The sequence below is a fragment of the Streptomyces sp. NPDC021212 genome (genome assembly GCF_044332925.1).
In the GTDB taxonomy this organism is placed as follows: Bacteria; Actinomycetota; Actinomycetes; order Streptomycetales; family Streptomycetaceae; genus Streptomyces.
This window is the reverse complement of sequence record NZ_JBIRPZ010000003.1, coordinates 400,047-412,099: the sequence shown is the minus strand read 5'-3', so window position 1 is coordinate 412,099 and position 12,053 is coordinate 400,047. Positions and strand designations below refer to the sequence as shown.

The 12,053-nt window shown below is 70.8% G+C and carries 12 protein-coding genes and 1 riboswitch; of the genes, 7 read left to right on the top strand and 5 right to left on the bottom strand.

Going from position 1 to position 12,053, the window contains the following annotated elements; all coding sequences use genetic code 11:
• Positions 1 to 130 precede the first annotated feature (130 nt).
• Together ACH4SI_RS10100 and ACH4SI_RS10095 are read left to right on the top strand one after the other, a co-directional pair.
• The gene (locus ACH4SI_RS10100; RefSeq protein ID WP_176180706.1) at positions 131 to 544 is read left to right on the top strand and encodes an anti-sigma regulatory factor; all 414 of its coding nucleotides are present in this window, start codon (positions 131 to 133) and stop codon (positions 542 to 544) included.
• Positions 541 to 1,473, top strand: coding sequence for an RNA polymerase sigma factor SigF (locus ACH4SI_RS10095; RefSeq protein WP_398294685.1), 933 nt, complete (start codon positions 541 to 543; stop codon positions 1,471 to 1,473). The genes ACH4SI_RS10100 and ACH4SI_RS10095 overlap by 4 nt, the downstream gene beginning before the upstream one ends.
• 37 nt (positions 1,474 to 1,510) lie before the next feature.
• Here the strand turns inward: ACH4SI_RS10095 and ACH4SI_RS10090 are convergent, their stop codons facing one another.
• The gene (locus tag ACH4SI_RS10090; protein ID WP_398294683.1) at positions 1,511 to 2,023 is read right to left on the bottom strand and encodes a hypothetical protein; all 513 of its coding nucleotides are present in this window, start codon (positions 2,021 to 2,023) and stop codon (positions 1,511 to 1,513) included.
• Between the two features lie 83 nt (positions 2,024 to 2,106).
• Here ACH4SI_RS10090 and ACH4SI_RS10085 point away from each other — a divergent pair, with 83 nt between their 5' ends.
• The gene (locus ACH4SI_RS10085) at positions 2,107 to 3,075 is read left to right on the top strand and encodes a diacylglycerol/lipid kinase family protein (protein ID WP_398294681.1); all 969 of its coding nucleotides are present in this window, start codon (positions 2,107 to 2,109) and stop codon (positions 3,073 to 3,075) included.
• A gap of 320 nt (positions 3,076 to 3,395) precedes the next feature.
• Positions 3,396 to 3,653: a WhiB family transcriptional regulator gene (locus ACH4SI_RS10080; protein ID WP_003953983.1), complete on the top strand. Its 258-nt coding sequence runs from the start codon at positions 3,396 to 3,398 to the stop codon at positions 3,651 to 3,653.
• A gap of 150 nt (positions 3,654 to 3,803) precedes the next feature.
• Here the strand turns inward: ACH4SI_RS10080 and ACH4SI_RS10075 are convergent, their stop codons facing one another.
• From ACH4SI_RS10075 to ACH4SI_RS10065, 3 genes are all read right to left on the bottom strand, one after another.
• Complete coding sequence (locus ACH4SI_RS10075) at positions 3,804 to 5,276, bottom strand: sensor histidine kinase (RefSeq protein ID WP_398294679.1); 1,473 nt, start codon at positions 5,274 to 5,276, stop codon at positions 3,804 to 3,806.
• A gap of 294 nt (positions 5,277 to 5,570) precedes the next feature.
• Positions 5,571 to 6,641: an SIS domain-containing protein gene (locus tag ACH4SI_RS10070; RefSeq protein ID WP_398294677.1), complete on the bottom strand. Its 1,071-nt coding sequence runs from the start codon at positions 6,639 to 6,641 to the stop codon at positions 5,571 to 5,573.
• A 42-nt stretch (positions 6,642 to 6,683) separates the two neighbouring features.
• Complete coding sequence (locus ACH4SI_RS10065; protein WP_398294675.1) at positions 6,684 to 8,270, bottom strand: glycoside hydrolase family 3 protein; 1,587 nt, start codon at positions 8,268 to 8,270, stop codon at positions 6,684 to 6,686.
• Positions 8,271 to 8,625: 355 nt separating this feature from the next.
• Here ACH4SI_RS10065 and ACH4SI_RS10060 point away from each other — a divergent pair, with 355 nt between their 5' ends.
• From ACH4SI_RS10060 to mctP, 3 genes are all read left to right on the top strand, one after another.
• Positions 8,626 to 9,399 (top strand): GntR family transcriptional regulator, encoded by a 774-nt coding sequence (locus tag ACH4SI_RS10060; RefSeq protein ID WP_398295226.1) that lies wholly within the window; start codon positions 8,626 to 8,628, stop codon positions 9,397 to 9,399.
• A 184-nt stretch (positions 9,400 to 9,583) separates the two neighbouring features.
• Complete coding sequence (locus ACH4SI_RS10055; RefSeq protein WP_398294673.1) at positions 9,584 to 9,838, top strand: DUF3311 domain-containing protein; 255 nt, start codon at positions 9,584 to 9,586, stop codon at positions 9,836 to 9,838.
• Entirely contained in the window at positions 9,835 to 11,466 is a 1,632-nt protein-coding gene (mctP, locus tag ACH4SI_RS10050; protein ID WP_398294671.1) for a monocarboxylate uptake permease MctP, read from the top strand. Before ACH4SI_RS10055 ends, mctP begins: the two co-directional genes overlap by 4 nt.
• 65 nt (positions 11,467 to 11,531) lie before the next feature.
• On the opposite strand, the gene ACH4SI_RS10045 is transcribed toward mctP, so the two are convergent.
• Positions 11,532 to 11,846 carry a DMT family transporter gene (locus tag ACH4SI_RS10045; protein ID WP_398294669.1) on the bottom strand — a complete coding sequence of 105 codons (315 nt, stop codon included), beginning with the start codon at positions 11,844 to 11,846 and terminating at the stop codon, positions 11,532 to 11,534.
• 31 nt (positions 11,847 to 11,877) lie between these two features.
• A riboswitch (guanidine-III (ykkC-III) riboswitch) is annotated at positions 11,878 to 11,943 on the bottom strand.
• Between the last annotated feature and the right edge of the window lie 110 nt (positions 11,944 to 12,053).

Below are 12,053 nucleotides of genomic sequence, written 5' to 3'. Positions count from 1 at the left end.
GTGGCAGATCGCGATAGCGTCGCAGCCGAACCACACATCGCGCCGGTCCGTTATCCCTCCACCATAAGGGCATATGGCCGACGCTCCAATCAGCTCAGCTCAAACAGCTTGTGTCACCTTGGAGGTGAGGGTGTCCCAGATCGCAGGCGAGCCCGGGACCCAGGACTTCGTGGAAGTCCGGCTGCCCGCTGCGGGGGCCTATCTGTCGGTGCTGCGTACGGCGACCGCCGGCCTGGCAGCCCGCTTGGACTTCACCCTCGACGAAATCGAGGATCTGCGCATCGCGGTCGACGAGGCCTGCGCGATCCTGCTGCAGCAAGCCGTCCCCGGCAGTGTGCTGAGCTGCGTCTTCCGACTGATCGACGACGCATTGCAGGTGACCGTGTCGGCTCCGACCACCGACGGCCGCGCCCCCGAGCGCGACACCTTCGCCTGGACGGTGCTCTCCGCACTGGCGGGCAAGGTGGATTCCACCGTCGCCGAGGACCGCACGGTCAGCATCAGCCTGTACAAGGAGCGCGGCGCCGGCCCCGGACAGCCGTGACGGACAAAGGGGGCTCCGTGAGCACTGCATCATCGCGGGGAGTACACACCCCGGCCATCCCGCACCCGCCGGCCCGACCGCACCCCGCGGACTCGGAGGCGGCAGGAGACCGACCAGAGCGGGCGGACCACATGGATCAGCACGAGCAGGAGCAGGTGCATCAGCAGCACGATCCGCACGACCGGAGCGGCGCGCGGGCGATGTTCGTCGAGCTGCGGGGACTCCCCGACGGCTCCGCGGAGCGGGCCGAGCTGCGCAACAACCTCGTGCGCATGCACCTGCCCCTGGTCGAGCACCTGGCCCGGCGCTTCCGCAACCGCGGCGAGCCGCTGGACGACCTGACCCAGGTGGCCACCATCGGACTGATCAAGTCCGTGGACCGGTTCGACCCGGACCGCGGTGTGGAGTTCTCGACCTACGCGACCCCCACGGTCGTCGGCGAGATCAAGCGGCACTTCCGTGACAAGGGCTGGGCGGTGCGGGTGCCGCGCCGACTCCAGGAGCTGCGGCTCTCGCTGACCACGGCCACCGCCGAGCTGTCCCAGCGGCACGGACGCGCGCCGACCGTCCATGAGCTGGCCGAGCATCTGGCCATCTCCGAGGAGGAGGTACTGGAGGGCCTGGAGTCCGCCAACGCGTACAGCACGCTGTCGCTGGACGTACCGGACACGGACGACGAGTCCCCGGCGGTGGCGGACACCCTCGGCGCGGAGGACGAGGCGCTGGAGGGCGTCGAGTACCGCGAATCCCTCAAGCCACTGCTGGAGGATCTGCCGCCGCGCGAGAAGAAGATCCTGCTGCTGCGCTTCTTCGGGAACATGACGCAGTCGCAGATCGCGCAGGAGGTCGGCATCTCCCAGATGCACGTCTCACGGCTGCTGGCGCGCACCCTCGCCCAGCTGCGGGACCGGCTGCTGGTCGAGGAGTAGCGAGCGGTGCCCGGGGTGAGCCCCGGGCACGACTCTTCTAGGCGTCGCGCGGGCCGATGCCCAGCGCCTCGGTCGCGGTCGGGTTGATCAGCAGGGCCAGCACGGTGAGGGCCGCCACGGCGGTCAGCGCGCCGGCGGCGATCAGCCCGCCGCCGTTCTGCACCAGCGTCCAGGCCACCGGCAGCGCCATCAGCTGGGTGATCATCGCGGGGCCGCGGCTCCACCGGCGCCGCAGCCACAGCCCGCGGGCCGCCAGCAGCGGCAGCAGGGCCAGGGCGAGCACGGTGATGCCCAGCGTCTCCGCCTGCTCCGGGCTCTCCGGGTTCCCGGCGAGGCCCATGATGAGGACGTAGACGCCGAACCCCACGAGCACCAGCCCCTCGACGGCGGCGAGCGCCGCGGCCACGGTCAGCCGGGCCGGACGGGGCCCCGCGGGCGCCGCGTCGGCGGCCTGGTCGTCGGCGGCGGCCTTCGCGGCGGGCTTGGCAGCCTTCGCCGCCGAAGTGGCGGTCCTGGCCGTCTTGGCGGGGGCGGGCTTCTTCCTGCTCACGCCAGCAGCGTAGCCGCCGCCCGGTGCCGGTGGGCGGGCCCGGGGGTCGGGGAGTGGGCCGGCGGGTCGGTAGGCTGGCGCCCATGCGCGCACTCCTCGTGGTCAATCCGGCAGCAACCACCACCAGTGCCCGCACCCGTGACGTTCTGATCCACGCGCTCGCCAGCGATCTGAAGCTCGACGTGGCGACCACGGAGTACCGGGGGCATGCACGCGATCTGGCCCGTCGCGCGGTGGACGGCGGCACCCATGAGCTGGTCGTGGCGCTGGGCGGCGACGGCACCGTCAACGAGGTCGTCAACGGGCTGCTGCACAACGGCCCCGCGCCGGGCGAGTTGCCCCGCCTCGCGGTGGTCCCCGGCGGCTCCACCAATGTGTTCGCCCGCGCCCTCGGCCTGCCCAACCACCCCGTCGAGGCGACCGGCGCCCTGCTGGACGCCCTGCGGGACGGCACCGAGCGCACCGTGGGCCTCGGTCTCGCGGCCGGCACTCCCGGCACCGCGGACGAGTCGGTGCCCGCCCGGTGGTTCACCTTCTGCGCGGGCTTCGGCTTCGACGCGAGCGTGATCGGCCGGGTCGAGCAGCAGCGCGAACGCGGCAAGCGTTCGACCCACGCTCTCTACATACGGCAGGTGATGCGCCAGTTCTTCGGGGAGCCGAACCGGCGGCAGGGCACCATCACCCTCGGGCGGCCCGACCAGGACCCGATCAAGGAACTGGCGCTGTCCATAGTCTGCAACACCTCCCCGTGGACCTTCCTGGGCAACCGCCCGGTCTACGCGGCGCCGCGCGCGTCCTTCGACACCGCCCTTGACGTGCTGGGACTCGCCAAGCTGTCGGCGCCGGCGATGACCCGCTACGCGACCCAGCTGCTGATGTCGACGCCCGAGCGGGGACCCCACGGCAAGCATGTGGTGGGGCTCCACGATCTGACGCACTTCACCTTGCAATCCCAGGCGCCACTGCCGTTCCAGATGGACGGAGACCATCTGGGACTGCGTACGAGCGTGACGTTCACAGGCGTACGCCGTGCACTGCGTGTGATTGTGTGAGTCAGACCCCATAAAGTCCTTCCACTCGAACGTTTAGGCTGGGATCCACCCCCCGGAAGTACGGCTGTGATACAGCCGACACCAAGGAATCAAAAAAAACTTTCCGGAAGGGGTTGTATCCGCCGCCGAGGTTTGCGAATCTCTTCTTGGCGATCGGGACGGCCTGACGGAAGGCCCCCATGAGAGCCCGAACCCCCTCCTCAAACCCAAGGCACCGCACCAGTTTCCGGACTGGCAGCGACCCTGTCCTTGTCGAGGGATTCGTGAAAGCGTTCACATTCACAAGCAACAAGCCCGTAATACGAGGAGATGGAGCAGCCATGGACTGGCGTCACAACGCCGTTTGCCGCGAGGAAGACCCCGAGCTGTTCTTCCCCATCGGCAACACCGGTCCCGCGCTGCTGCAGATCGAGGAAGCCAAGGCCGTCTGCCGCCGCTGCCCCGTGATGGAGCAGTGCCTGCAGTGGGCGCTTGAGTCCGGCCAGGACTCCGGCGTCTGGGGTGGACTCAGCGAGGACGAGCGCCGCGCCATGAAGCGCCGTGCCGCTCGGAACCGGGCGCGGAACGCCAGCGCCTGACCCTGATACGCCCCATGGCCCCCGAGCCGCAGCGCGCAGTAGCCCCGATGCGCACAGCAACGTGAGCTTTTGAGCCCCGGACCAACCCGGTCCGGGGCTCAGTGCGTTGCCCGCCCTCACTCACCCCCGGTGAAGGGTCCGTGAAGATACTCAGGTCTTCTCGGCACCCACCGATATGTCGAGGACCACACGCGTGCCGCGCTCCGGAGCGGGCACCATGTCGAAGGTGCCGCCCAGTTCGCCCTCCACCAGGGTGCGGACGATCTGGAGGCCGAGGTTTCCGGCGCGCTGGGGGTCGAACCCCTCGGGCAGCCCGCGCCCGTCGTCCTGGACGGTCACCATCAGCCGGCCCTCCTCGCCGGTGCCGCCGCGCACCGCGGAGACCTCGACCGTGCCCTGCTCCCCCGGCCCGAAGCCGTGCTCCAGCGCGTTCTGCAGTACCTCGGTGAGGACCATGGACAGCGGGGTGGCCACCTCGGCGTCGAGGATTCCGAACCGTCCGGTGCGGCGGCCGGTGACCTTGCCGGGCGATATCTCGGCCACCATCGCCAGCACCCGGTCGGCTATGTCGTCGAACTCGACCCGCTCATCGAGCGTCTGGGACAGGGTCTCGTGGACGATCGCGATCGAACCGACCCGGCGCACCGCCTCGTTGAGCGCCTCCCGCCCCTGGGCGGAGTCCATCCGGCGGGCCTGTAGCCGCAGCAGCGCGGCCACCGTCTGCAGGTTGTTCTTCACCCGGTGGTGGATCTCCCGGATGGTGGCGTCCTTGGTGATCAGCTCCCGCTCGCGGCGGCGCAGTTCGGTGACGTCCCGCAGCAGGACGAGCGAGCCGATGTGCACCCCCTTGGGCTTGAGCGGGATGGCCCGGAGCTGGATGACGCCGTTCTCGCCGCTCTCGACCTCGAACTCGCGGGGCGCCCAGCCGCTGGCGAGTTTGACCAGCGCCTCGTCCACCGGTCCGCGCGCCGGGGCCAGTTCGGCGGTGGTCTCGCCCAGGTGGTGGCCGACGAGGTCGGCGGCGAGCCCGAGCCGGTGGTAGGCGGAGAGGGCGTTGGGGCTGGCGTACTGGACCACACCCTCCGCGTCGAGCCTGATCAGCCCGTCGCCGACGCGCGGCGAGGCGTCCATGTCGACCTGCTGGCCGGGGAAGGGAAACGCTCCGGCGGCGATCATCTGGGCCAGGTCGGACGCGCTCTGGAGATAGGTCAGCTCCAGCCGGCTGGGGGTCCGTACGGTCAGCAGATTGGTGTTGCGGGCGATGACGCCCAGGACCCGGCTCTCCCGGCGGACCGGGATGGACTCCACCCGGACCGGGACCTCCTCGCGCCACTCGGGATCGCCCTCGCGGACGATGCGGCCCTCGTCATGCGCCGCGTCGAGCATGGGACGGCGGCCACGGGGAACGAGATGGCCGACCATGTCGTCCTGATAGGAGGTGGGCCCGGTGTTGGGCCGCATCTGCGCGACCGAGACATAGCGGGTGCCGTCGCTGGTGGGCACCCACAGGACGAGATCGGCGAAGGAGAGGTCGGAGAGCAGCTGCCACTCCGATACCAGCAGGTGGAGCCACTCGAGATCGGATTCGTCGAGTGCGGTGTGCTGATGTACGAGATCGTTCATGGAGGGCACATGGCGAGCCTACCCGGACGAACGACGACCCTATTCGCACAGAAGCATGGACAGACGGCACTGGTCTAGTCCAGAATGGCCAGCGATGCGATCTTCCGCCCTCCCCGCACAGGAGGGTGGATCGGAGGCACACGGCGCGCTCTGCCCTGACCGCTCCGTACGCCTCTTGAGGTCGGCTGCTCGGCCGACGAGCTCCGGGCTGCGGTGCCGGGTGGGTTGAGGGTCCCGCCCCGGCGCCGCGGCCCGCGGGTGTTTCCGCGGGTCCTCAGCCCTTCCCCCGAGATCTCAGCGGGTCTCGGTGACCTTGGCCAGCGCGCGCGGCGCGTCCGGGTCCTGCCCCCGGGCGATGGTGACCTCGTACGCCAGCATCTGCAGCGGCAGGATCTCCAGAATCGGCTGGACCTCCTCGGCGACCCCCTCGGTGGGCAGGGCGAATCCGGCGGACGCCCGGTCCACCTCGGCCTGGCTGCCGATCACCACGAGATCCGCGCCGCGGCCGCGCAGCCGCTCCAGGACCGGCTGCAGCGCCTGGCCTCCCTTGCCCTCGGTGACGATCGCGATCACCGGCGAGATGTTGTCGACCATGGCGAGCGGGCCGTGCAGCAGATCGGCGCCGGAGTAGGAGAGGGCCGGGATGTAGCTGGTCTCCATCAGCTTCAGGGCCGCTTCCTTGGCGGTGGGGTAGCCGTAGCCCCGGGAGGTGAGGACCATCCGCTCGGCGAACCGGTAGCGGCTCGCGAGCTGCTTCACCTCGCCCTGGCGGTCCAGGATCTGCTGGGCGAGGTCGGGCAGCACCTTGGCGGCCGCGCCGTCGCCGCCGCGCAGCCCTTCGGCGAAGAGGTAGAGGGCGAGGAGTTCGGCGGTGTAGGTCTTGGTGGCGGGCAGCGCCTTCTCGGGCCCGGCCAGCACGTCGATGTGGAATTCGGCAGCCCCGGCGAGCGGGGAATCCGCGTTGTTGGTCACCGCGAGGGTGATCGCCCCGGCCGCCCGGGCGGCCTCGGTGGAGGCGACCAGGTCCGGGGAGCCGCCGGACTGGCTGACGGTGATCACCAGGACGTCGGTGAGGTCCTGCCGCGCGCCGTACGCGGTGGTGGTGGACATGGACGTCAGACCGCACGGCTTGCCGAGCAGCACTTCGAGCAGGTACTTGGCGTACAGCGCCGCGTTGTCGGAGGTGCCGCGGGCGGTGAGCAGGACGAAGCGCGGGGCGCGCGCGGCGATCCGCTCGGCGGTCTCGCGGATCTTCGGAGCGCCCTGGTCGAGAATGCGGCGCAGCACCGCGGGCTGCTCGTTCATCTCGCCGGACATGATCCGGCCCGGCTGATCGCTGCGCGGGGCCGTCGTCGTGGCGGACATACTGGGTGCCTCCAGTGGGCTGTGCCGGTTGTGCGTGAGGTATCAATGACCGGCCTCGTTGCCGGTGATATCGCCGTTGATATCGCTGGTGACGACGCCGGTGATGACTTCCGCGGCCGCCCGCCCGCAGACCCGGGCGGCGCCGTGGGTCGCGATGTGCGGGGCTCCCGCGGGCGGTGCCTGGGGCACCCCCATCTCCACGACGACCGTGTCCGGCCGGGCGGCGAGCAGGGCGTCCAGGACGCCCGCCATCCAGCCGTGGCGGTGGACGTCACGTACCACAGCGACGATCCTACGGTCCGCCGCCGCGTCGAGCACCTGTGCGACCACGGCGGACGCGCCCCGGGCCGTGTCCTCGGAGCCGTAGGCGGCGGTCGTGGTGCCGGGGAGCAGCCGGGTCAGCTCGGCGGCGACGCCCCAGGGGGTCTCGTCGCCGACGGCGATGCCGGCCACCGGGGTGAGGGCGGCGACGAAGACGGGACCGGCCGGCGGCCGGTACGCGGGGGCGCCCTCCGCCGGGGTGATCCGCAGGGCGCGGCGGGCGGCGGCGAGCCCCACCTCCGGGGCGGGCACGATGCGCCGCGCCGCGTCCGGCCCTCCGGCGGTCTTCGCCCACTCCCCCAGGGCCCGGACCCGCGCCGCGGCCTCGGCCAGCCGTGCCTCGGGGAGCCGTCCGTCCGTCACGGCCGTGACCAGCGCGTCCCGCAGCCGCAGCACGGTGTCCTCGTCGGCGAGGCCGCCGCCGACGCAGATCGCGTCGGCCCCGGCGGCGATCGCCAGCACGCTGCCCCGCTCGATGCCGTACGCGTCGGCGACGGCCCGCATCTCGATGCCGTCGGTGACGATCAGGCCGTCGAAGCCGAGCCCGCCGTCGGCGACCGGGCCGCGCAGCAGCCCGTGCAGGGCGGCGGGGCTGAGGGTGACGGGCAGGGCCGGGTCGAGCGCGGGCAGCAGGATGTGCGCGCTCATCACGGCCTTGGTGCCGGCGGCGACGGCCGCCCGGAAGGGCACCAGTTCCCGGTCGGCCAGGGTGGCGGGGTCGGCGTCGATGCGCGGCAGGGCGTGGTGGGAGTCGACGGCGGTGTCGCCGTGCCCGGGGAAGTGCTTGGCGCAGGCGGCGACCCCGGCGCCCTGCAGCCCCTCGATCCAGGCGGCGGTGTGCCGGGCGACGAGCCGGGGCGAGGCGCCGAAGGAGCGGACGCCGATGACCGGATTGTCCGGATTGGAGTTGACGTCGGCGGACGGCGCCCAGTTGAGGTTGGCGCCGCAGGCGGCGAGGCGGCGGCCGAGTTCGCGGGCGACGGCGTGGGTCAGCCCGGTGTCGTCGACCGCGCCGAGGGCGAGATTGCCGGGGAAGGAGGAGCCGCCGCGTACCTCCATCCGGGTGACGTCGCCGCCCTCCTCGTCAATCGCCACCAGCACGTCGTCGCGTTCGGCGCGCAGCTGGGCGGTGAGCGCGGCGAGCTGTTCCGGCGAGGCGACGTTGCGGCCGAACAGCCCGACGGAGGCGAGCCCCTCGCCGAGCCGGCGCAGCAGCCAGTCGGGGGCGGAGGTGCCGGTGAAACCGGGCTGGAGGACGGTGAGGGCGTCCCGGGTGAGGGTGGCCGAGGCGCGTGCGAGGGTCGTCATGGACGTGGATCTTCCCTTCACCGCGCCCGGAGCGAGCCGACCGACACCGGCATCGCCGCGACATCCGTCGCCGCCATGCGCTCACTCTTCACGGCCGCCTACTCCCCACATCGCCGAATGAGAGGTTTAATGGTTTAGACCACTTCATGCAGAGCGTGACTCTCGACCTATAGGGGTGTCAAGAGTGGACAATGCCGCTTCCGGCTCCGTTACCGGACCGACATCTCTCGACATCCGGGCAGGGCAGCCACCGCGAGTCCAGGGCGTGCCACGATGTGAGCCGCCGAAATCATCAGAGGCCGGCGACGGCAGCACACCAGACGTCGGAGAGGGCGCGATGGAGACCGAGGGGGCAATGGCGGCGACGGTCACGACGGCCACCGCCGAGAACGGCAGCAGCTCCGGCGGGACGCGCACCGCACGCGTCCCGAAGTACTACCGCCTCAAGCGCCACCTGCTGGAGATGACCGAAACCCTGCCGCCCGGCACCCCGGTCCCCCCGGAGCGCACGCTGGCCGCCGAGTTCGACACCTCCCGCACCACCGTGCGGCAGGCGCTCCAGGAGCTGGTCGTCGAGGGGCGGCTGGAGCGGATCCAGGGCAAGGGCACCTTCGTCGCCAAGCCCAAGGTCTCCCAGGCCCTGCAACTCACCTCGTACACCGAGGACATGCGCGCCCAGGGCCTCGAACCCACCTCCCAGCTGCTGGACATCGGCTACGTCACCGCCGACGACCGGCTCTCCGCACTGCTGGACATCGCGACCGGCGGCCGGGTGCTGCGCATCGAGCGGCTGCGGCTGGCCAGCGGTGAGCCGATGGCGATCGAGACCACCCATCTGTCGGCCAAGCGCTTCCCCGCGCTGCGCCGCAGCCTGGTCAAGTACACCTCGCTCTACACCGCCCTCGCCGAGGTGTACGACGTGCACCTGGCCGAGGCCGAGGAGACCATCGAGACCTCGCTCGCCACCCCGCGCGAGGCCGGGCTGCTGGGCACCGACGTCGGCCTGCCGATGCTGATGCTCTCGCGCCACTCGCTGGACGCGGCGGGCGAGCCGGTGGAGTGGGTGCGCTCGGTCTACCGCGGCGACCGCTACAAGTTCGTGGCCCGACTCCAGCGCCCGAACGGGTGACTTGAGGCGCCCGGTTCCACTTCTTTCTCATACCGATATGCGGACGGGTAGTGACGGCTGCCGGTCCCCGGGCTTAGATTTCCTGCGCATTGCACAAATGATCAGCGCTGATGCACCGCAGGGATGATCGGCGTCGACCATGTACGTCGCAGGTCATCACCCGAGGGGACGGGAGCCCGCCGCCATGTCAGACACGTCCGCAGACAGGAGACCGGTCGTCACGCCCTCGCGCGTCGTCGCCGCGCTCTGTCTCATCGCGCCCTTCGTGGCGATGCTGTGGGTCGGCTCGTACGCGAAGACCGAGCCGACTCTCATCGGCATCCCGTTCTTCTACTGGTACCAGATGCTCTGGGTGCCGATCTCGGCCGCGCTGACGACGCTCGCGTACATCCTGGTCCGCCGTGAGCAGCGGGCGCGCAGGGGAGGCGATTCCGCATGAAGGACGGCGTGAACGGCGTAGCGCTCGCCGTCTTCATCTTCTTCTTCCTCGCCGTCACGGTGATGGGCTTCCTCGCCGCCCGCTGGCGGGCCGCGGAGAACGCCGACAACCTCGACGAATGGGGTCTCGGCGGCCGCAGCTTCGGCACCTGGATCACCTGGTTCCTGCTCGGCGGCGACCTCTACACCGCGTACACCTTCGTCGCCGTCCCGGCCGCCATCTACGCGACGGGCGCGGCCGGGTTCTTCGCGGTGCCGTACACCATCCTCGTGTATCCGCTGATCTTCACCTTCCTGCCCCGGCTGTGGTCGGTGTCCCACAAGCACGGATACGTCACCACCTCGGACTTCGTCCGCGGCCGCTTCGGCTCCAAGGGGCTCTCGCTGGCCGTCGCGATCACCGGCATCCTCGCCACCATGCCGTACATCGCCCTCCAGCTCGTCGGCATCCAGGCGGTGCTGGACGTGATGGGCGTGGGCGGCGGCGAGGACACCAACTGGTTCGTCAAGGACCTGCCGCTGCTGATCGCCTTCGGTGTGCTCGCCGCGTACACCTACTCGTCCGGGCTGCGCGCCCCGGCGCTCATCGCCTTCGTCAAGGACACGCTGATCTACATCGTCATCGCGGTGGCGATCATCTACATCCCGATGAAGCTGGGCGGCTTCGACGACATCTTCGCCAAGGCGGGCCACGCGCTGTCGCAGCCGGGCCCGACCGGCGCGCCCAAGGGCGCGCTGGCCAGCGGCGACAAACAGCAGTGGGGCTACGCCACGCTCGCCCTCGGCTCGGCGCTGGCACTCTTCATGTATCCGCACTCGATCACCGCCACGCTCTCCAGCCGCAGCCGCGAGGTGATCCGCCGCAACGCCACCATCCTGCCGCTGTATTCGCTGATGCTCGGCCTGCTGGCACTGCTGGGCTTCATGGCGATCGCGGCGGGCGTGAAGGTGGACAACGGGCAGCTGGCGATCCCCCAGCTCTTCGAGAACATGTTCCCGGACTGGTTCACGGGTGTCGCCTTCGCCGCCATCGGCATCGGCGCCCTCGTCCCGGCGGCCATCATGTCCATTGCCGCGGCGAACCTGTTCACCCGCAACATCTACAAGGACTTCCTGCGGCCGGACGCCACCCCGGCGCAGGAGACCAAGGTCTCCAAGCTGGTCTCGCTGCTGGTGAAGGTCGGCGCGCTGGCCTTCGTCCTGACCATGGACAAGACCGTCGCCATCAACTTCCAGCTGCTGGGCGGCATCTGGATCCTCCAGACCTTCCCGGCCATGGTGGGCGGCCTGTTCACCCGCTGGTTCCACCGGTGGGCGCTGCTCGGCGGCTGGGCGGTCGGCATGATCTACGGCACGGTCGCGGCGTACGGCGTGGCCAGCCCCACCCAGAAGCACTTCGGCGGCAGCTCGGACGAGATTCCGGGCATCGGCGAGATCGGCTACATCGGTTTCACCGCCTTCGTCCTCAACATCGCGGTCACCGTGGTGCTCACCTTCGTCCTGCGGGCGCTGAAGGCCCCCGACGGCGTGGACGAGACGTCCCCGGCCGACTACACGGCGGACGCGGGCGACCCCGGCGTCCAGGCCGACCTGCCGCCCGCCACGGCGGGCGCGCCGGGCGGACACTGAACCCGGCCTCTTCCGTCAGCGGGCCGCCGTCTCCCTCGCGGGAGGCGGCGGCCCGTTCGTGTTGCTCAGTGCAGGAGCTTCAGCCCGACCACTCCGCTGACGATCAGGCCCAGGCAGACGATGCGCCCCGCGCTCACCGGGTCGCCGAGCGCGACCATGCCGTAGGCCGCGGTCCCCACCGCCCCGATCGCGACCCACACCGCGTAGCCGGTGCCGATGGGAATGGACCGCATCGCGTACGACAGCCCAGCCATGCTCAGCGCGGCGGCTGCGACGAACAGCAGGGCGGGGCGGAGCCGGCTGAAGCCGTGCGACGCCGAGAGGGCCGCCGCCCAGACCGTCTCCAGCAGACCGGACAGCATCAGAAGAATCCACGCCATGACAGGAACCTCGCGTAGCAACGGACAGCTGACTACGTCGTCTTGTCCTGACCGGGTACGACGCGCTCGTCCGGGGCGCGCGGGGCACCGCGTTCCAACCTACCGGACCGCCGCCGCCCCCGGGGAAAGGCTGGTTGAGGTGGCGGGGGGTGGGCACTCCTCAGGGGCGCGCTGGACGGTACGACCTCGCCCGATCCGGGAGGGTGA

Excerpts from the sequence above, each read along its gene's own strand:
- ACH4SI_RS10070 (WP_398294677.1), bottom strand. The coding sequence starts at position 6,641 with ATGTCCGCCACGACGACGGCCCCGCGCAGCGATCAGCCGGGCCGGATC.
- ACH4SI_RS10060 (WP_398295226.1), top strand. The coding sequence starts at position 8,626 with ATGGCGGCGACGGTCACGACGGCCACCGCCGAGAACGGCAGCAGCTCC.
- ACH4SI_RS10045 (WP_398294669.1), bottom strand. The coding sequence starts at position 11,846 with ATGGCGTGGATTCTTCTGATGCTGTCCGGTCTGCTGGAGACGGTCTGG.
- ACH4SI_RS10065 (WP_398294675.1), bottom strand. The coding sequence starts at position 8,270 with ATGACGACCCTCGCACGCGCCTCGGCCACCCTCACCCGGGACGCCCTC.
- ACH4SI_RS10085 (WP_398294681.1), top strand. The coding sequence starts at position 2,107 with ATGCGCGCACTCCTCGTGGTCAATCCGGCAGCAACCACCACCAGTGCC.
- ACH4SI_RS10075 (WP_398294679.1), bottom strand. The coding sequence starts at position 5,276 with ATGAACGATCTCGTACATCAGCACACCGCACTCGACGAATCCGATCTC.
- ACH4SI_RS10055 (WP_398294673.1), top strand. The coding sequence starts at position 9,584 with ATGTCAGACACGTCCGCAGACAGGAGACCGGTCGTCACGCCCTCGCGC.
- mctP (WP_398294671.1), top strand. The coding sequence starts at position 9,835 with ATGAAGGACGGCGTGAACGGCGTAGCGCTCGCCGTCTTCATCTTCTTC.
- ACH4SI_RS10080 (WP_003953983.1), top strand. The coding sequence starts at position 3,396 with ATGGACTGGCGTCACAACGCCGTTTGCCGCGAGGAAGACCCCGAGCTG.